Consider the following 20,193-nt stretch of genomic DNA (forward strand, 5'->3'; position numbering starts at 1 on the left):
CTCGCCCAGACGTTCATACACCGGCAGTTCTTCACTTTCCCGAATCCGCAGCGCTTCGTCCAGTTCCCCTCGCGCCGCCAAGATGTCCGCTATTTGGCCTTTGGCAAGAGTAGCCTCACGTTCTTCACCCCGCTGCCTATCGAGTTGATATTTGGCCTCGGCGATTTGCAGGGCTTGCTCCAGATCCCCTGCACGTTGAGCCACATAAGCCAACGTAAACAAGATATTAGAGCGCTCACCCTCCTCTAGACTCTCACTCCTGAGGGCACGTTGGCAAAACACCATCCAGATGGCAAATGGGCCATTAACCCGTGCATAGATTGACCCCGCCCGTTCCACCTGCGTGTGCATTGCTTCTGGCAAACTGCTCAGCCACTCGCTTAAGGCAGTATGTTCACCATTAAGCTCATGCCAACCATGGTAATCAGCCTCCTGACCCTCAACGGCAACAGGTACAGGCAGGCGTTGCAAAAACCACTGATTCAAACGCGCCTGAGCACCCGTATCTGTAGCGTTTTCACGCAAATAAGCAGCCAGCAGGGGGTGCAATTGACAACGCAGCGGCTTAGGTTGCAGTATTTCCAGCAGCGAGAGCTTATGCGCTAGCCGCAGCAGACTCTCACAGCCAGCATCTGGCAAATCGGTCAAAGCTGCCGCCATACTGAGAGCAAACCCAGCAGTGGGCGCAAAGCCCAAGTGAGCAAAGATCTGATCGGCATCTGCCAACTGACGCTGGCTAGCCTGCTTTTTCAGCTCTCCCAACGAGATACGGAAAGTACTGTGTAGCACCGCACGAGCCTGATCACGGGTATATAACCCATCGGTAGTATCCTCCGGCACTAAGGCATAACCCGTAGCGCGTAATTCATGCAGAAACCCGTCCACACCATAGCCCGCCGCTAGATACCCCGCCGCCAAATGGATAGCCAATGGCAACCCACCCAACACATCCACCAGCCGCTTAGCATCGGCTTCATTCAGTGGCTCAGCCTCCAGCCAGCCCAGCTCGGCTTGCAGTTGTGCCAGTGCATCAGCCGTCTGAAACGGTTTAATAGCCACCTGCTGCCAGCGCCTTGATTTACCAAAGTTATCCAGCCTACCGCTCAGCACAATACTGCACTTCAGCAACTTTTTACACAGCTCAGCCGCTACCGTCGCTGCCGCACCAGTATCTACATTTTCCACATGCAGCAGTGTACGTGGCTGTTGCAACCGAAATTGTAATAGTTGTGCTAGGCTTTGCTGCGGTGCGCTGATTTCCAGTCGCTCCGCTAACTCCGCCAACAGCAATTCAGCCGAAATGGGGTTCTCCGCATTCAGGCTTATACGCTGATAACCACCGGGGAAAGCATCACGGTGTGTCGCATAAAAATGATCCGCCAGCCACGACTTACCGACTCCCGCCATACCATGTACCGCAGTAATCGCAACAGGTGTACTTGCTGTGCCAAGCAGAGCAGCCTTAAGCTGTTTCAGCTCATCCGTGCGCCCAACGAACATCGTTGCCGCCCGCTCTAGCTCAGGCTCATCCTCAACAAATACAGGCCGATCCGGTAGCAACTCACCCAAACAAGCACGGATTACATCTATAGGGATGCAGTAAGTAATAATCTTACTTTCCTCATCCCGTGCTTGAATAACTCCCACTAGCTCTCCGGCACGTATCACCGCCCCGCCGCTCATGCCGGGCTTTACCCCATCGGCAGTCGCCCAAGTGTTTAGTTTGCCGAGGTGATTACTGAAATGCGTCTTGCGTTGGTGTAGGGGGGTGTCTGCATCGTAAAAACCACACAGGAGCACATCATCAAGATCTCGCAAAACTGCACTAGCTAGCGGCAGACATTGTGCAGACTCACAAGGCTGAGCCAGATATACGCTAGCAATATCACGCTCACACCAGTGAACCTGATCAGAGGTGATTTGCCGCACATCACCATGAGGCGGCAAACGCACAAATACTCCATTGTCACAATCAGTGATAACATGCTGAGCTGTTAATAATTGTTGTGAGCGGATAAAAAAGGCTGTGCCTGAGAATATTCCACCGTGATCTGGATCACCATTAAATAGCCGCACAAATGCTCGCTCCATAGCCATGCTCCAATGCCTTGCTTAATAGTGAAAAATCAACCTTTCTTCCATGTGGCAGTTACAGTAATACTCCCCTCACTCTCCCCCTTAACTAGTACCGGAATTATCTGCACCTCACCTTTGAAACCTAAATTTAACTCCACTGACCACTCATCAGGCTCTAAATCTTTTAGGCTGTCATAGACACTTTGCGCTGTGCCTGAAATAGTGTCTTTTAATAATTTAGCCGCATCCACCATAGAACTACGTACACTAGTAGGCTCGGCTCCGGGCGGCAGATCAGAGGGTCGTGACGATCTAGGAGGAGTAAGCGCTTGACTCAATTTCTCCTCATCAGCTTCTACATAAATCGTAACGCCATTAGGTAAGATAAAAGGACGGACACTCATAAAGGACTCCTAAAAAGGATGGGGGTTATATCAACAGCTCATTGGATTGTAACAGAGTATTAACCTTTTGGAGTAAAACTACTGCAAGTCTTACAACCCTCACCCCACCGTCCACGCATTCGACAGCATTTCTGCCTGTTGCAGCACCAGATCAATGGCATTATCGGCCTTGTCCGGCGGGTATTTGTAGCGCTGCAAAGTGCGTCGTACCAGAATCCGCAGTTTTGCCCGTACACTCTCGCGCTTTTGCCAGTCCACCGTCGTGGATTTACGCAGCTTTTCGGTAATCTCCACTGCCATCTTTTTCAGAGTATCATCACCCAGCTCTCGCACTGCACTTTCATTGTCAGCCAATGCATCATAAAAGGCGATTTCATCCGGACTCAGACCCAGCTCGGCTTCCTTTGCTGCCTCAGCCTGAAAGGTTTTAGCCATTTCAATCAGCTCTTCGATCACCTGTGCCGTTTCGATAGCGCGGTTATGGTAGCGGCGTAAAGTCTCCTCTAATCGGTCAGCGTATTTCTTTTCCTTGACCACATTATTACGGGCGCGGGCGCGAATGTCGTCTTTGAGCAGCTTTTCCAATAACTCTACCGCCACATTACGGTAAGGCATCTGGCGTACATCTTCCAAAAACTCATTCGATAGCAAACCGATATTGGGCTTTTCCAGACCGCACAGGGTAAAAATATCGTCCACACCCTCGGCAACAATCGCATTGTCGAGAATCTGTTTCAGGGTGGAATTCTTTTCCTCTTCGCTGTGCTTTTTGTCGGCAGAGGTGGTCTTGCTGATAGCGACCTTGATGGCGACATAAAAGGCGATTTCCTTACGGTATGCCTTGGCTTCATCAAGCGTACCACACAGCGAATACGCCTTGGTCAGTGCCAGCACCAGATCGAGAAAACGTTTCTTGCCGTCACGCAACTGGAACAGGTAGTTAGCGGCAGGGATCAAGAGTTTATGTGCTTCGGTTTCATAGCGGCTGATATCCAGACCCGCAGCTTCCGGTGATTTGCCAAACAGAGCACGGATCGCGTCCAGCTTCTCCAGCAAAATGGTAAACGCTTCCTCGGCTCGTAAGACAGGCTGGCCCTTACCCTTAGCGTCGGTATAGGTTTTCAGAGCCTGCTTGAGTTCATTGGCAATACCAATGTAATCCACCACCAATCCGCCGGGCTTGTCCTTGAATACGCGGTTGACACGTGCAATGGCCTGCATGAGGTTATGGCCTTTCATAGGTTTGTCGATGTACATGGTGTGGCACATGGGGGCATCAAATCCGGTCAGCCACATATCACGCACAATCACCAGCCGCAGCGGGTCATTCACATCCTTAAAACGCTGCTCCAGCCGCTTTTTGGTCTGGGCATTGTAGATATGGGGTTGCAACAGGGACTTGTCAGCAGCAGAACCCGTCATCACGATCTTGATCACGCCCCGCTCAGGGTCTGGATCGTGCCAATCGGGGCGCAAGGCCACGATTTCATTATACAGATGGACGCATACCTCGCGGCTCATAGCGACAATCATGGCCTTGCCGCCCATGATTTCGGAACGGCTTTCAAAGTGCTGCACCAGATCAGCGGCAATCTGTTTCAGGCGCGGCTGTGCGCCCACCAGCTTTTCCAGACGGCTCCATTCACCCTTGGTGCGTTCACGCTGGCTCAGGTCTTCCTCATCCTCGACGATTTCCTCGACCTGATCGGACAGCTTATTGATTTCGGCATGATTCAAATCCAGCTTCGCCAGCCGCGATTCGTAGTAAATCGGTACGGTGGCACCATCCTCTACCGCATCCTGAATATCATAGATGGAAACATAATCACCAAATACCGCGCGGGTATCCTTGTCGCCCTGTTCAATCGGTGTGCCGGTGAAACCGATAAACGTGGCGTTCCTGATCGCATCACGCATGTGCTTGGCATAACCAAACTTATACTCGCCGCTGTCAGTCAGTACCGCCTTCAGACCATACTGGCTGCGGTGAGCCTCATCCGATACCACCACGATATTATGCCGTCCATTCAGCAGCGGGTGGGTACTTTCACCCTCTTGTAATGCGAACTTCTGTACCGTGGTGAAAATGATCCCGCCGGATTCACGCTCTGCCAGCAGACGGCGTAATTCCTCACGGCTGTTGGCCTGCACGGGTCGTTGCTTCAGCAGTTCCTGTGCATTGCCAAAAGTAGCGAATAGCTGTCCGTCTAGATCATTGCGGTCGGTGACAATCAATAGGGTCGGGTTGTGCATTTCCGGCTGCTGCAATAGCTTGCCTGCATAACAGCACATGGAAATGCTCTTGCCGGAGCCTTGCGTATGCCAGACTACTCCGGCCTTTTTATTGCCGGAGGTGACCTGCTGCCCGTAGGTAGCGCGGCGCTCGCCTATGCCCTCGGCTTCTAGCTGTTGGGCGGCAATCACCGTGGCTCTGACCGCTTCGCGCACCGCATGAAACTGGTGATAGGCCGCGATTTTCTTGATGATCTTCTCGCCGTCGGTTTCAAACAGCACGAAAAAGCGCAGGTAATCCAGCCACAGATCGGGGGCAAAAAAGCCTTTTACCAGCGTTTCCAGTTGCCACTCCAACAGCGGTTTGTCGTCTTCGTGGCGGATGGTGCGCCACGGCTGATAGCGCTCTTTACTGGCGGTCAGCGAACCGACCCGCGCCTTATAACCGTCGCTGATCACCAGAGCTTCATTGAAGACGAACAGGTCGGGGAGTTCGTCTTTATAGGTTTGTAGCTGGTTAAAAGCATCCCAGATATCAACGCTTTCCTTAGCGGGGCTTTTCAGCTCCAGCACTGCGAGCGGAATACCATTGATGAAACAGACAATATCCGGACGGCGTAACTGCTTGCGACCTTGCAGGGTGAATTGGTTGACGGCAAGAAAGCGGTTGTTGCGCGTGCGGGTCGGGTCGAAGTCGATCAGGAAGGCATGGTCATGTTTTCGCTGGTCATGGTGTTTGTATTCGACCGGCACACCTTCTAGCAGCAGGCGGTGAAAGGCGCGGTTATTGGTGATCGGGTCGAGGCTTTCTGGTTTGCGTAGTTTTGTCAGTACCTGCTCGAAGCAGTCGGCGGGTAAATGCGGGTTAAGGCGTTGAAAGGCGGCCTGCAGGTCGTCTTCCAGCAATACGCTGGTGTAATCGCGGCGCTTAGGGCTGATGCCGTCGGGGGCAATGTCGGGGCCGTGGGCGACTTCCCAACCGATTTCGCGGAACCAGTCGAGGCAGAGTTGTTCGAGTTGGTCTTCGTTGATCATGGTTTGCCTCATTTATTCCTTCAACAATACAAAATGCTCAATCAACCGCACTATTAGGGATTTCTGGTCAGGATGACTTTCTGCTAAGTACTCATACAAAAGTTATCCGGAAATTCCGGACAACTGAATTTTGCCATCGGCTGAGGTGTAAATCTGGATGGTTCCAGTCATAAAACTCTCTTTGGCAAATTTGAATTACAGGTCTTCATGCTCAGCGTGCAAATCGGTTGGTTGTGCTGCACTCATTAGTCGCTTCAAATCTGCTATCACACTCCATAACGGTTCTTTGAATGTATTCTCCAGCCGTATCATGTGTTCAACCAACCACTGGATCATGTCAGGCCAGTTACTGCGGTCATAACCTTCAAATTCCTGAGCCAGTTGGACGCGAGAGGCTTTCCTGTGATCCAGTCGCAACCATTCGAGCTCTGCCCCGAAACTATGCTCCAAAGCTTCACGCTGGGCATAAAAATGATCAAACAGAAGCTTATTTTCTTCGGTACTAGCTCGCTGAAAACTCAGCTCTACACGGATGAATTTTTGTCCAAAGATCAGATTGTAGGGGCAGCCAGTGACACCGGAGCCAGCCGATAGCCAATGATCATTGCTGGGGCTGATATTGTTATACAGGTTGCAAGGGCTGTTGTGGAAGGCTTCGAGCACTTGCTCCCAGAATTCCATGCGGATGGGGTGACGGTTTTTGCGTAGGACATTACTAGTTTTCTCTTCGGCTTCTTTGGCGGACATACCAATTCGCAGCTCCTGCTCCTCAGGAGTGGGAATGATTTGTTCAATATTAAGCAAGAGTTGGTCGCCGAGGGTATACGGGGTGACTTTGAGACACTGGATGGCGATGTCTTGCCCCAGCAACCATAAGGCGGTGCTGGTGACTTCCTTGCGAAAATTGGCAGCGACGAGCATCAAGCGTTGGCTGTTGCCACTATTGAGGATGACCTCTTCAATGTCTGGGGTATCGAGGAATTCACATAGCCGTGTCTGTGCTTCTGTACCAGGTTGGTGGCGATTGAGGTATTGCTGGTAGATGTCAATGATTTGCAGTTTGCTGAGGCTGGCACAGTAGGAGGCATATTTGAGTGCTTGCCACACCACATCACGCCCGCTGTCGTCGAGCTTGTTTTCGATAATGACCAGATTGCCGTCCTTATCCACGGCTAGCAGGTCGAGGCGCTCACGAGTATCGTCGAAACCGTCGAATTCTTTTTGGATGATAAGCAGCTCTTCACCAAGAGCATCAGGCTGGTTAGCCAGCCACTCTTGCAGGTGATTACGTTCGGTTAAACCTAGCTCACTGAAGGTTTTGACTTGCAGAGGCTGAATGCGATTGGTAGTTGGGTCGATGATGTACATTAGGTAGTCTCTATTAGATCAGGTAGGTTAGATAGGTCGATTTCACCGGACAGGAGTTTGGGTAACAGTGAATCTCTCAGTTCTATTAATTTATTATTTTCATCGATAGAAATAGAAATTTTTGAACGTATTGATGTTTGAATAAAATTAAATTTTTTTAATACTTTCACAGATGGCTTGACGATTTCTAGTCGATACACATTGTTTCTATTTAGACCTGGAACGGCAGCATCAGTATTCATATTTTTAAGCCCTAGCGTTTCAAGAAGGTGATAGATATAAGATAGGGGAATGCCGTCACAAGGATTAACGTAAAAAACAGTATCAATCGGAAAAAAACTGTTGTCTTCCCAGTAGATAGATCCAATAGTACCTTTTCTACCTATTATAATACCTGGGCCATTTACAAGTGCCTCATTATGCGTGCCATTAACTCCACCAGAACCATAAACAGGATAATCACCAGTACTGCGATGTTCTTTTCTCAATGCTTTTCCATAAGCAAGTGTCAGTATTTTCTCTACCTTAGAAACCTCCCACCCCTCCGGCACATCCCCCAACTCACTCGCCTGCATCGCTGCCGGAAACAATGCCGCTGTTGCTGCCAGCTCTGCATAGGCTGCGGGCTGTTCGTGCTGCATGGCATCCAGTGCGGCTTCATCCTTGCCAGAAATCGCACTCATCGCGGCGCGTTCGGCCTCTTCACGACTGCCACCAGCCGCCAGTGTGGTCATTTTGGCTTTGACAGGATCGAAATCGACAAACCAGCTTTTGAAAATAGCTTGAGCGATTTGTTCGAGGGTTTGGTTGGTTTGGGTGTTGAGTTCGATTTTTTCGTCTAAAATAATGAGTTTATTTGCAATAGCTTTTTGAATCTTAAGCTCTGGCTTAGGAACATCTAAAGACTCAATCATACTTTTAGTTAATGCATTACGTGTTGCCCCCACTGCAGCAATACTTAACAAAAGGCTTTGCATTTTAGGAGATGCTAGAAGATAGTTTAGGTATCTAGGGTCAAATTCTTTTTGATCGGGTCTGATTATTAAAACATGCTGATTGACTCTAGCTGGAAGATATTTCTTTTTCGCTAAACATACACGTGCTACAGAATCACCTGTTATATTTAATAAAATATCATTTTCATTGACACTAACATTTTTTAACTTTTCAGCGGCCTCCTCACTTATAAAGACAAGTCCATCCGCCTTAAATCCTTCATTATAAATATTCTGACTTCTAATAAAGAAAAAATCTCCTTTATCTAAATAGACATTAGCCCCTCCTGTTGGAGTCGAACCACTCCCCACCTTAAGGCAATAATCACCTAAACGTACAATAGGCCAATTAGCACTCATAACCCAACCCCACCAAATTACGTTTAATCTCCCCCTCCAACCGTGCCCCTTCAGCAAACTGCACCTGTAACTGCTCAGTCAACCGCGCCATCTTCTCCGCAAACGGCTCACCATCCTCCTCCACCGCCGCCGCCCCCACATAACGCCCCGGAGTCAGCACAAAATCATGCTTCTGAATATCCTTCAATTCCGCCGCAAAACAAAACCCCGCCTGATCCTCATAGCCATCACCCTCCTGCCAAGCATGCAGCGTATCCGCCACATCATGAATATCCTGTGCAGTAAAATCACGCAGCACACGATCTTTCATATACCCCAACTGCCGCGCATCAATAAACAGCGTCTGCCCGCGCCGATCCACCTTACCCTGACCACCCGCCTTGTTTTTGGTCAGAAACCAGATACAAGCCGGAATCTGGGTATTAGTAAACAACTGCCCGGGCAGCGCCACCATACACTCCACCAGATCCGCCTCAATCAACGCCCGCCGGATCGCGCCCTCATTATTAGTATTAGAACTCATCGAACCATTCGCCAGCAACAGCGCCATCGAGCCATTGGGTGCAAGGTGATGGAGCATATGCTGCATCCACGCAAAGTTAGCATTGCCCTGCGGTGGTGTGCCGTATTGCCAGCGCACATCGGCCTCTAGCTTGGGGTGCCACCAGTCCTTGATATTAAAAGGCGGATTCGCCATCACAAAATCGGCGCGTAAATCGGGGTGCTGGTCATCCAAAAAACTATCCGCATTTTTCGCCCCGAAATTGAAATCAATGCCGCGAATCGCCATGTTCATCGCTGCCAGCTTCCACGTTGTCGGGTTGCTTTCCTGTCCGTAAATCGAAATCTGCTTTTTCTGCTCGCGGGCATCGTAATGCTTGACCTCGGCGTGCTCCTCAATGAACTTATCGCTGGACACAAAAAACCCGCCCGACCCCATCGCCGGATCATAGACCCGCCCCTTAAACGGCTGGAGCATTTCCACAATCAGGGTAACAATGCTTTTCGGGGTATAATACTGTCCGCCCTGCTTGCCCTCTGCCAGTGCAAACTGCCCCAGGAAATACTCATACACATGACCGAGAATATCCTTACTTTTGAGATTCAGCCGTTGCCCATCAAATTCTGGCTGGCTGAAACTGGTATCGGAAAAGCTATTGATCAGCCCGATCAGCTTGTCATTGTCGAGCTGGTATTGACTGATGCGGTTGAGGATACCTTTCAAGCGCACATTGGCCTTTTCAATCGCATCCAGCGCATTATCGAGCAGCCAAGATACCGAGCGCAGCTTCACTTCCTGCCCGTTTTCATCCGTCCAGATCACCGAGCCAATGGGTAAAGTAGCAGTGCTTTGCAGCGTACTCCAGCGGGCTTCGCGCGGCACCCAGAACACATTCTGCTCCTGATAATAATCGCGGATTTCCAGCTCGGCAGTGATGGCCTGCTCATACTCCGCATCAGAATCATAATCCTCGCGCGGCAGGAAATAGATATTGTCATCATCCTCCTGCTGAAACAGCGCTCTCAGCTCCCGCTGGCGCTCCTCAAACGCATCGGAAACATATTTGAGGAAAATCAGCCCCAGTACAATATGCTTATAATTGGCAGCATCGAGGTTGTTGCGGAGCTTATCGGCTGCTTTCCAAAGTTTATCATCTAAGTTATTCAGGAATTGCTGTTCAAGACCTTGCATTCTGGGGGTGCTCATCATTAGGAAATCAGAAAGATTCTACGTGATGAAATACAATTAAGGTATAATATTCATTAAGGAAATCAGCAGGAGACTGGGCAAAATGGATTGGTATTGCGTAAAGAAACCCAAGGTATTCACCTATCTATTGGGTTGCTGGGTGAGTTTATTTATTTTAAATGGCTGTGCAGCCGTAGCGAGTCTACCCCCTGATATTGTCAAAGAGTTAACCCCCTCAACAACCCAGAATAACTACCAACCTAAAACTAAAGAGACAGAGGCTAAGCCATGATAAAACGTTATCTACTCAGTGCTTGTCTCAGTATTATTCTCACCGGATATACTCAAGCCGATGCGCTACTCACCACTCAAGTCAATCCTAATGCCCCCACCTCTAGCTATCAGCGCTCCGGTATTCCCCTGCAAACGGGACAAATCATAGTGACCGAATCACCTGAACCACTGAATACACTTTACATGCTGCTATATCCAGAGTTTTCCCCTTTTATTCATGTCGGGATTGTAGAGGTAGAGGGTAATCAGGCTTTTGTTTATGAATCAAGTGGCGACTATAAATTAGGGTTAGATCAAAAACCTCCAACCGACCATGTTACAGGTCACGTCAGACGTATTACCCTCACCGAGTTTATAAACGAATCAGGGGGCACCGTATCCTTTTATTCTCCGCCTAATGGGATTAATTTAGCTAAGGTAATACAATATTCTCAAAATCAAGTCAGCGCTCAAACGCCTTTTGATGCTTATTTTAATTATACCGACCACTCACGCTTATATTGCTCTGAATTTATTGCCATGGCGTTAGAAGCAGGTGGTGCGCCCCCTTATCGAACCGTACCTATGAAACTCAATCCTTCCCTGCAAGTGGTGGTGAATTGGCTAAAAGTGAGAGATAGAACGATTTTACCCGTAGAGCAACTCGTTACCCCCCAAAGATGGGTAGGCACCCTGAGTCAAACCCATACCTTAACCGCACTAAAAATAGACCGCGCGATTAAGGCCGAACTCTATCGACGTTTCACTACTAATCAAAAACTAGGCAATATATTAGCGTGGAAAGGCCGAGGTGTAGGTTTTCAGCCCTCCATTACCACCTTTCGAGAAAAAACCTTTGCGACTTTTGATGATGCAACCACCTACTCCGCCGCACAAGTGCTCGCTCAGGTAGAGGAAATGGCTAATAAATACCTAGGGCCATTTACCGGGGCAAAGGTATCTGTTTGCAAAATTGACTTTAGCTTATGCCCATGAGTGTACTTCGCTCACTAAGAGGGTTTGAGCTTTTGCACCTCTTCTAATGTTAGCCCCGCAATACGAGCAATTTCATCTGCAGGCAAAACACCTAATTGTAATAACTGAGTCGCGATCGTTTGAGCCTTCTTCAAGGCTCCGATTTGCTCGCCCCTCTCTAAGCCAATTTGCTCACCCTTTTCTAGTCCCGCTAGTAATGCTCGCTCTTCAGCCTCTTCTCGTTCTTTAGCACGTAACTCTTCCTCAGAGTATTCATCTTTCATCCGTGCATATTCGGCAGGGGTAATGCCATCTACTTTAATCGTGGAGATAATTTTCTGAATATCAGGGCGTAGGTAGTTACCTTCTTCTATTTTTCCATCCAGACTATCCTCAATCGCTAACATCCATTCACGCCACGGTTCTGGCGTTTCAGCGTTGACGTATTTAGGGCAGAGATAAAGGATTTTATGAGGAATTTCGCCAACACCTTTGCCATGACGGTTCTTGGGATCGAAATCGATTTCCAGCACATCTTCTTGATGTTTGTCTGTGCCAGTGAGCACGACGATGGTGTAGACCTTGAGATCAGGATGATAATTTTTGGAGCTGGTGACTTGCTCCAACAATGCCGCGCAATGGTAATGCAAAAAACGGTCATAGTGATCGCTATAACGACGATGTTGAATATCAACGATCACGCGATTGACCTTATCCTCAGCGAACAAATCAAAGCGCACGTCGACAGGGCCTATGGGCTTATCGAAGGATTTTTCGGTTTCTACTTTGTCAATTTGTAGCTCAATACCTAAAATATCACGCACAAAGGCTTTGAAGGTATCCACGGGGGAAAAGGCTTTTTTGAATATGACCCCATAACGGAGCGAGGCTACTTCTTTCATAGGACTGACTGCCTTGTAGAGAGGAAAACTAGAGACAGTATAGCATGATGGGGGGATAGGAAGGTGTTTGACCCAAGAATAAAAAAGGCAAGCTTTTACACTCGCCTTTTTTGTTTTAATTGAGTGAAGGACTCAATTAATTAGTATTATGCTTTCACACGTGAACGATATTCATCGGTACGAGTATCGATAATAATAGAATCACCAATTTCACAAAACGCAGATACTTGTAATTCATGACCGTTTTCTAAACGAGCTACTTTCATTACCTTACCGGAAGTATCACCACGTACTGCTGGCTCGGTATAAGCAATTTTGCGCTCAACGGTATTAGGTAATTCTACAGAAATCACTTTGCCATCATAAAATGTGGCTTCGCAGACTTCTTCCATACCATCGTTAATATATTTTAACGTATCGCCTAAATCGTCTTTTTCCACTTCATATTGATTATATTCGGTGTCCATAAAGACATATAAAGGATCAGCAAAATAAGAATAGGTCACTTCTTTGCGATCTAAAATAATAACTTCAAATTTATCATCGGCTTTATAAACCGTTTCTGTAGAAGTCCCTTGCAGCAGATTTTTTAATTTCATTTTTACCACAGCCGCATTACGACCGGATTTATTAAATTCTGCTTTTTGTACGACCCAAGGCGCTCCATCAATACTGATAACTTGACCGGCGCGAATTTCTTGTGCTGTTCTCATGAAACCACTCATCTTAACTAAATAGTATACTAATCAAAACTTATGCACTGTTATGTTGTTCGGCACGGCGTAGTAATTGAGTGGCTAAATCAGGTTGCTCACTTAAATGATCACACCACTGTTTTGCCAATGTCTTCCACTGTGGCAAATAGGTTAACCATTGAGTATCCAATACCTGATCGGGATCGGCCTTATTCCAAGACCACCCTAAACGCTCAATCGCCTCCCAACACGCGGGATCAGCCTGTGCGCCATAACGTTGCATAAACGCAGCTAGCTTATCCTCATGGGCATTATCAGCCTGCGGATAAGCTTGCCAAATCAAGGGGCGTGCGGCCCACTGTGCGCGAACCCACGAATCTTCCCCTCGAACAAAATTGAGATCACAATGCCAAAGCACCTGATCATAAATGGCTTGTGACATAAAGGGTAATACCTGAATGGTCAGCGCTCCGTATGAATAACGCTGAAACGGTACTAAGTTCCCCTGTCCTAGAAGCGATTCAATTTGGGGCACGATTCTACACGCTGGCACTAGACAAAGCACTGATTGTTTTGCTTGGGCTAAACTTTTTAATAAAGCCGTGACAGGTGCTGCAGGGTAAGCAAAGAGTGAAAGGGTTAGATCGTAATCTTGCGGACGTACAGTCGGAAATAAAGTGCTTAAAGTGCCAACACTTTGAGCATAATCACGCTGGGCAAATAAATTGTGCTCGCGCAATAGCCCCCCCGTATTAGGGGTGAAGCCGGGAAAGAAAAAAACTTTTTCAATACCTAATTGTGGATGGCGAGAGCTTAGATTATGACAACCTTCAACCCATGCCTCAGCGGTGAGGTATTCTAGATTGATCCAAAGTGGTTTACGGGTGCTGTGCTTAATACCTGCTTGATAATTCAACGGTAGCTCACAGGCAAAGGCTTCAATCACCACCTGCGCCCCCGTATAAGTCACTTGCTCACTCCATTGGGCAATCACTACCCCATCGAGTAAGGTATTGTGGGTAATGGATTGACTGGTTAGAGCCTCTAAGGTAGGGAAATGGTCAATGATCAATCTGACCGTTTGCTGATGCTCTGAAGCTAATTGACGGGCGAGACGCCAGCATACGCCAGCGTCGCCATAATTATCGATAACGGTACAAAAAATGTCCCATTGCATACTCTAACGACCGCAACCTGCCCACCAGCAAGGATTATCACGCATAAATTTTAACAAAGCACGATATTTAGGTGCTTGAGAGGCGGGTTGAGCGCTGTACTCTTTCGCTCCCCAGCTACCAAACTTACGATAGGCGCGAGGTGCTGAATAATGCGAAAAGTGTTTGCCACCTGCTTTTTTCCAACCTTGTAAAAATTGAATATACAGATTGTACATGCGTGGATCACGATTGGCAGCATATAGCAAAGGGTTAGGATGTTGATCATCCGTGCGGCTAGTAAAGTCGACTAAACCTTGTCCACCCTCATAGGCAATCAGGTCTACTTGGAACTTATCCGCTAACCTTGCTTGCATCTCAATATAGCCCAATACTTTCGGGATAGAGTAACGGTATTGTGGGTTAGTCATCAGGTTATAGGCATCGTTCACACTACGAATACCACGCAGCTCCTCAAAGCCACCAAAGAAATACGGTGCAATACCAAAGGCATCGACATGATCAAAGGTATTTTTATGCCCTAAAATGGTTTCGGTCACGCCCGGATTGACTGTCCAACCGGAGACTATACGGTATAAACGTTGTCTACCGCCAAAGACTTGCTCCCAAATCTTAAAGATTTGCACCGAACGCTCGGCATAAAAACGATACCCTGCACGATGAGCATTGGTATCTAATTTGAGCTTTAAGCCTTCCTTACGCACATAGTTGCCTTGCACGAAAATGGTATTCCATGTTTCGTTACTATATTCAATATAGGCTTTTAGATTAGGGCTGAGATGTTGTTTTACATAGCGAGCAAATTCACGCACATAGTTATCATCAGCAGCATGTGGCATAGTAAACCACGGATTCGCATTAGCCCGATTGGCTAAATCTACCATGATTTCTACCGGCACCCCACGTTTGCCTTGTTTACCACCCCATGTGGCTTGCTCTAAACGTGGACGATCTTGCCAACGGCGTTGTTCACTATTGGTCACGCCCATCATATTCATGAAGCGAATACTGCTAAAGTCTTTCATGAAATTGAGATAGTCGGGATTATAAATAATTTCATTCGGATACTGGCTAAACGCCATGAACTGCCCACCGGAGCATTGTTGTCTACTATCAACACGCTGATAAGGATTATTACGGCAAATTCCCCCCGGCATGAGGATTTTTAGATTGCGAATATAGTCCTTAGGGTTAGTGGTCATAATACGGATGGTAGCATTATATACCCTATCAGACCCCGGCTCGATACGAATAATATCGCGTCCGGGTTGGCTATCGATGAGCTTCACATCACCATTATATTGTAGGGTTCCCTGCCCGTCATACAGCACGGTGTAATCCCCAGCCACCACGGCCTCAGCGGGCATATGACTTAAAAAACGCGTTCCTGCATGAGCGCCAGGCCCCATACGTGCAGGCCAACCGTATTGATCATACTGCACCTGTCCGGTGGTACTCCAAGGACGGGCATCTTCAAATGGCATCGCCGATTTGAATAAATCAATAAAGGGGACGCTCGTATCATCATCACTAATCTCATTGGTATTGCTACCTAGTGAAGAACGAGGATTCGCTTGTGCCATTAAGGGCAATAAACATACGGTGGCAATGAGCCAAGGTCGTAGCTTTTTTAAAGTAGCGGCTTTAAACATGACTTCCCATTTGTTGGTTAATTTTATCGATTGCAATTATGTGGGTCAGGCAACACAGCAAGCACTATCGTTGTCCATGAACATAGTAATACCTTAGCTTAGTTGCATCAAAAGTACAGTACGTTCAGCACTAAATGGCGCTGATTTTTTACTGAGAACAGAAATTTAACAAGATTCATCACGTAATTCCATGAGTAGTGGTGTTAGACTGATAGACGATGGAAAAGCCTAATCTTTACGGGGCTAGGCTGTTTTTTAGTAAAAATAGAAGAATTAGGTAGTCGATCATGCAACGAGTCTGTGTATATTGTGGTTCTAATAGCGGCAAGCGCCCTGAGTATTTACAAATGGCTAACACCTTAGGAGCCGAGCTTGCTCAGCGTCAATTGACCCTCGTTTACGGGGGAGCAAAAGTCGGTTTAATGGGAGCTGTAGCCGATGCTACACTCGCACACGGCGGCAAAGTCATTGGTGTATTACCCCAAGCATTAATGACTAAAGAACTCGCTCATGAGGGCTTGACCGAACTCCATATTGTAAGCTCTATGCACGAACGCAAACTGATGATGGCTGAACTTTCCGATGCATTTATTGCGCTGCCCGGTGGCTTAGGAACACTAGAAGAGCTATGTGAAATTGCCACTTGGACGCAATTGGGGTTACACCGTAAACCCTGTGGCGTATTGAATGTTGCTGGCTACTACGATGGTCTAATTGCTTTTATTCAACATGCCGTACAAGAAGGCTTTATTCATGAAGCACAACGCTCCTTGATTTTGAATGCTACCACTCCGGTCGAGTTATTAGCGCTATTTGAGCAAGTGGTTTTACCTGCTGTACCGAAATGGATTACCCAACCACAAAGCTAAGTTGAGCTTTAGCACTTAAATATTTGAACAAAAGCCATGGGGTATTGCTGGAGCAGCCGCTGTGAATACGTCCTTGTACGCTACAAGGCGGCACCCTTGCCGCCAAGACTGCTCCAGCAATACCCCATGGCTTTTGTATCTCTGTTTATCTAATAAGGATGTAACTATGTTTAAACATTGTGTATTTGTTAAATTTAATCCCAGCGTTTCTGAAACTGAGCGGCAAAAGATCTATAGCCAACTAGAGGCGCTACGCGAACAGTTATCCGGTTGGTTAGGCTTTGTCGCAGGCGCTAATATCACCACTGAAGTGGGTATGGATAAGGGCTATAATGGTGGGTTTATTATTGACTTTGCGGATGAAGCCGCACTGCAGGCTTACCAAGACAATGCTACGCATAAACAGATAGCAGCACAGTTAGTAGCGGCAGCGCAAGGCGGCGTCGAGGGTATTATGGTCTTTGATATGCACCTCGCCTAATACCAAAAGATAGGGCGAACAATAGTACTCGCCCTAATTAAATACCACCACAGTATAGAAACGAAAGGTTACCAGACTTTTTCACCTGGATTGGGCTTATGGCCAGATAATTTAAACAATTTCCACCCCAAATAGCCCAAGAATCCCAAGATAAACACAATGGTAAAAATAGATAGGGAAACAATCATCTCGGTGCTAGAAAATGCGCTAAGCATAGTAGTACTCCTTAATACTAATAGCTGTCTTTGCTATAGATTAAGAGCACACGCGCTTAGACGCTTTGATAAGCATCAATTTGAGTGAAATTAAAATTTAAGACAATGCGCTTTGTCCTACCCCCATTAAGGTCAGAACACCTAGTACCACAAAAATGAATGCCGCAACACCATGAATGAGTTTTAACGGTAAACGATGCGCCATCTTATCGCCAATCAGTACCGCCGGCACATTAGCAATCATCATCCCTAAGGTTGTGCCAGCCACTACGCCTACGAGAGAGGCATATTGTGCGGCTAAGGCAACGGTAGCAATCTGGGTTTTATCGCCCATTTCTGCCAGAAAAAAGATGATTACTGTCGTGAGAAACACCCCATAATGCCCTCTGCCCTCGAAGGCTGAGGCTTCATCATCGAGCTTATCGGGAATCATAATCCACACCGCCATCGCTAAAAAGGATAAGCCTAAAATCCAGCGCAAAGCATCAGGGCCTAACACGGTAGTGAGCCACGCACCAACCGCTCCCGCGAGGGCATGATTGAGCAAGGTAGCAACTAAAATACCTAGAATAATAGGGATAGGACGACGAAATTTTGCAGCGAGGACTAAAGATAATAATTGGGTTTTATCACCCATTTCAGCGAGGGCAACAATGCCGGTAGAGACGAGAAAAGCTTCCAAAATAAACTCCTAAGCCGGACAAATACCCATGACCTTAACACCCTCTCCGGCTGAAGGAAGGTATTAAAGTCAAAGGTCTTGCCAAACCGGAGTCGTTTACACCATGTCAGACGACAAGTATGTTGATGTAAACCCTTAAGATTTAAGCTTAAGGAGGCTACTCCCCAGTGACGCGGCACATTTTAGGTAAGGTCGCGGCAGATGTCTAGCTACTTTTAGCGCTATCGGGCAAACTATCCACCTTTATTAATCGCGAGTAACAGACCATGTCGAAAGCCTTATTATTAATTGATTTACAAAATGACTATTTCCCAGCGGGAGCCTTTCCATTATGGGAGACCGAGGCAGCACTAAGCGCGATTGAAAACGCTATAGCCCAAGCCAATGCCCAACAGATTCCGATTATTATTATTCAACATATTGCTAATCCCGCCCAAGGTCTAGCACCGTTTTTTAATGCCAATACTTCAGGGGCTGAAATACACCCTCGGATTTTAGCGGCTGCACCTACAGCACCTATTGTGGTTAAACATTTTGCCGATAGTTTTGAGCAAACGAATTTAGAGCAACTACTACAAGAAAAAGGGATTACCGAACTTTTAATAGCCGGCATGATGACGCAAAACTGTGTAACGCATACCGCTATTTCTAAAGCAGCCGAAAAATATCAAGTCACTATTTTACCCGATTGCTGCACGACAGTTAGCGAAATGCTGCACCTTATTGCTCTACATGCGGTCTCTACACGCGTAGCTTTATTAGTAAGTGAACAAGCTTTAGCAAACACGTAATCTTTTCTCATCAAATGACTGCTGTCTATTTATTGATAGAATTCGACTTTATAACCAGCAGCTTCTAAATTTCACTTAGTAAGCATTTGATTTAAATTTATATAATACTTGTTAAATAAAGCCAAATCAGCAAAAAAACAGGCTATTAAAAACGAGCACCCAACATTTCAAAACTAAAGTTATACCGTATGAAAGTAATCCTGACAGGTGCTACCGGCATGGTAGGCGAAGGCGTTTTATTTGAGTGTTTAGAGAACCCAGCGGTTGAAGAAGTGCTGCTTATTGGCAGAAAACACTACAGTTTAACGCACCCAAAACTAAAAGAGCTGCTGCTAAAAGACTTCTCGGAAATCAATCAGCATACTGAGCAATTAAAACAGTATGACGGCTGCTTTTTTTGCGCGGGTATAAGCTCTATCGGTGAAAATGAGGAGAGCTTTACTAAAAAGACTTATGACTTTGTTGTGCCTTTTGCAACTACACTGTCACAGATCAATCCGGCTATGGTTTTCACTTATGTATCAGGCAGCCGAACCGATAGCTCAGAACAAGGCAAAGTGATGTGGGCCAGAGTCAAAGGTCGCACTGAGAATGCCTTAATGAAATTGCCCTTTAAAGGTCAATATAATTTCCGACCTGCTATTATGAAACCTACGAAAGGACAGGTGAGTGTAAAATTAATTTATAAAATTCTAGCGCCTGTACTAGCGCCCTTTTTACCCTCACAGACTTTAACCCTAACCCAAGTAGGTAAGGCTATGATTAATGCCGTCTCTAAAGGTTATTCAAAATCGATATTAGAAGTGAGTGATATTGCACAATTAGCCAAATAGGCTATTTCAAATAGAGTACTACAGCTAGACTGTAGTACTCTAAAAAACTAATTTCACTCTTTATTTATAGAGAAAATTTGCAATAACTGCCCTATAATTTTACTGCTAGATTTATAATCTTTCTATACGCAAAGCATTTTTATTAATAGGGTTAAAAATATGATGAAACCATCCTCTATTCCACTTATTTTACAAGGTGTAGTTATAGCAGCATTATCCCCAGGGCAATCGCTTGAACCTTGCTATATAAATAGAGGATAAGTAAGGCTTTCACTCCGAGAGCCGTCAAGATGTCAAACACTCCTCCCGTCCCCCCTACCCAATGCCCACCTCCGGCCAATGCCGTAAGCCGTCTGATGGAACATCTGGCCAGCCTACGCGATCCGCGCCAACTCGCCAAAGTGATCTATCCGCTGCCCGAGATCCTATTACTGGGTCTAGCGGCCACCTTAGCGGGCGCAGATGATGGGGTAGAAATGGTGCGCTGGGG

Annotated in this window: 18 protein-coding genes and 1 riboswitch; of the genes, 7 read left to right on the top strand and 11 right to left on the bottom strand. The window is 46.9% G+C overall.

The features are described 5' to 3' along the window. The 6 genes from A3IK_RS19350 to A3IK_RS0111990 all read right to left on the bottom strand — a co-directional run. The coding region (locus tag A3IK_RS19350; RefSeq protein WP_020560221.1) for a trypsin-like peptidase domain-containing protein at positions 1-2,091 on the bottom strand (2,091 nt) is incomplete at its 3' end. 35 nt (positions 2,092-2,126) lie between these two features. Further along, positions 2,127-2,480: a CU044_2847 family protein gene (locus tag A3IK_RS0111970; protein ID WP_020560222.1), complete on the bottom strand. Its 354-nt coding sequence runs from the start codon at positions 2,478-2,480 to the stop codon at positions 2,127-2,129. Positions 2,481-2,579: 99 nt separating this feature from the next. After that, positions 2,580-5,747 carry a type I restriction endonuclease subunit R gene (locus A3IK_RS0111975; protein WP_020560223.1) on the bottom strand — a complete coding sequence of 1,056 codons (3,168 nt, stop codon included), beginning with the start codon at positions 5,745-5,747 and terminating at the stop codon, positions 2,580-2,582. 195 nt (positions 5,748-5,942) lie between these two features. Continuing rightward, positions 5,943-7,115 carry a DUF4268 domain-containing protein gene (locus tag A3IK_RS0111980; protein WP_020560224.1) on the bottom strand — a complete coding sequence of 391 codons (1,173 nt, stop codon included), beginning with the start codon at positions 7,113-7,115 and terminating at the stop codon, positions 5,943-5,945. Further along, on the bottom strand, positions 7,115-8,470 hold the full coding sequence (locus A3IK_RS0111985) for a restriction endonuclease subunit S (protein WP_020560225.1): 1,356 nt from the start codon (positions 8,468-8,470) through the stop codon (positions 7,115-7,117). Before A3IK_RS0111985 ends, A3IK_RS0111980 begins: the two co-directional genes overlap by 1 nt. Then, on the bottom strand, positions 8,460-10,163 hold the full coding sequence (locus tag A3IK_RS0111990) for a class I SAM-dependent DNA methyltransferase (protein WP_020560226.1): 1,704 nt from the start codon (positions 10,161-10,163) through the stop codon (positions 8,460-8,462). Before A3IK_RS0111990 ends, A3IK_RS0111985 begins: the two co-directional genes overlap by 11 nt. Before the next feature lie 100 nt (positions 10,164-10,263). Between A3IK_RS0111990 and A3IK_RS0111995 the strand changes: the two genes are divergently transcribed. Then, on the top strand, positions 10,264-10,452 hold the full coding sequence (locus tag A3IK_RS0111995; RefSeq protein WP_020560227.1) for a hypothetical protein: 189 nt from the start codon (positions 10,264-10,266) through the stop codon (positions 10,450-10,452). After that, on the top strand, positions 10,449-11,429 hold the full coding sequence (locus tag A3IK_RS0112000; RefSeq protein ID WP_020560228.1) for a C40 family peptidase: 981 nt from the start codon (positions 10,449-10,451) through the stop codon (positions 11,427-11,429). The genes A3IK_RS0111995 and A3IK_RS0112000 overlap by 4 nt, the downstream gene beginning before the upstream one ends. Positions 11,430-11,443: 14 nt before the next feature. Here A3IK_RS0112000 and A3IK_RS20420 read toward each other — a convergent pair whose 3' ends face one another. The 4 genes from A3IK_RS20420 to A3IK_RS0112020 form a co-directional block, all read right to left on the bottom strand. Next, positions 11,444-12,310 (bottom strand): PD-(D/E)XK nuclease family transposase, encoded by an 867-nt coding sequence (locus tag A3IK_RS20420; protein WP_020560229.1) that lies wholly within the window; start codon positions 12,308-12,310, stop codon positions 11,444-11,446. A gap of 146 nt (positions 12,311-12,456) precedes the next feature. Further along, positions 12,457-13,023, bottom strand: coding sequence for an elongation factor P (gene efp, locus A3IK_RS0112010; protein WP_020560230.1), 567 nt, complete (start codon positions 13,021-13,023; stop codon positions 12,457-12,459). A gap of 40 nt (positions 13,024-13,063) precedes the next feature. Further along, on the bottom strand, positions 13,064-14,182 hold the full coding sequence (gene earP / locus A3IK_RS0112015; protein ID WP_020560231.1) for an elongation factor P maturation arginine rhamnosyltransferase EarP: 1,119 nt from the start codon (positions 14,180-14,182) through the stop codon (positions 13,064-13,066). A 3-nt stretch (positions 14,183-14,185) separates the two neighbouring features. Further along, on the bottom strand, positions 14,186-15,832 hold the full coding sequence (locus A3IK_RS0112020; RefSeq protein WP_020560232.1) for a hypothetical protein: 1,647 nt from the start codon (positions 15,830-15,832) through the stop codon (positions 14,186-14,188). Positions 15,833-16,119: 287 nt separating this feature from the next. On the opposite strand from A3IK_RS0112020, the gene A3IK_RS0112025 reads away from it, so the two are divergent. Further along, positions 16,120-16,701 (top strand): LOG family protein, encoded by a 582-nt coding sequence (locus A3IK_RS0112025; protein WP_020560233.1) that lies wholly within the window; start codon positions 16,120-16,122, stop codon positions 16,699-16,701. Between the two features lie 166 nt (positions 16,702-16,867). Next, positions 16,868-17,182 carry a Dabb family protein gene (locus A3IK_RS0112030; protein ID WP_020560234.1) on the top strand — a complete coding sequence of 105 codons (315 nt, stop codon included), beginning with the start codon at positions 16,868-16,870 and terminating at the stop codon, positions 17,180-17,182. A gap of 312 nt (positions 17,183-17,494) precedes the next feature. Here the strand turns inward: A3IK_RS0112030 and A3IK_RS0112040 are convergent, their stop codons facing one another. After that, positions 17,495-18,079, bottom strand: coding sequence for a TMEM165/GDT1 family protein (locus A3IK_RS0112040; RefSeq protein WP_020560236.1), 585 nt, complete (start codon positions 18,077-18,079; stop codon positions 17,495-17,497). Between the two features lie 3 nt (positions 18,080-18,082). Further along, positions 18,083-18,266: riboswitch (yybP-ykoY riboswitch) on the bottom strand. 79 nt (positions 18,267-18,345) lie between these two features. Between A3IK_RS0112040 and A3IK_RS0112045 the strand changes: the two genes are divergently transcribed. The 3 genes from A3IK_RS0112045 to A3IK_RS0112055 all read left to right on the top strand — a co-directional run. After that, on the top strand, positions 18,346-18,870 hold the full coding sequence (locus A3IK_RS0112045) for a cysteine hydrolase family protein (RefSeq protein ID WP_020560237.1): 525 nt from the start codon (positions 18,346-18,348) through the stop codon (positions 18,868-18,870). A 188-nt stretch (positions 18,871-19,058) separates the two neighbouring features. After that, a complete protein-coding gene (locus tag A3IK_RS0112050; RefSeq protein ID WP_020560238.1) occupies positions 19,059-19,703 on the top strand; it encodes an NAD-dependent epimerase/dehydratase family protein in 645 nt (214 codons plus the stop codon). A gap of 356 nt (positions 19,704-20,059) precedes the next feature. After that, on the top strand, positions 20,060-20,193 hold a 134-nt coding region (locus tag A3IK_RS0112055), incomplete at its 3' end, for a transposase family protein (protein ID WP_245539482.1).

The sequence above is a fragment of the Thiofilum flexile DSM 14609 genome, assembly GCF_000380185.1.
Taxonomy (GTDB): domain Bacteria; phylum Pseudomonadota; class Gammaproteobacteria; order Thiotrichales; family Thiotrichaceae; genus Thiofilum; species Thiofilum flexile.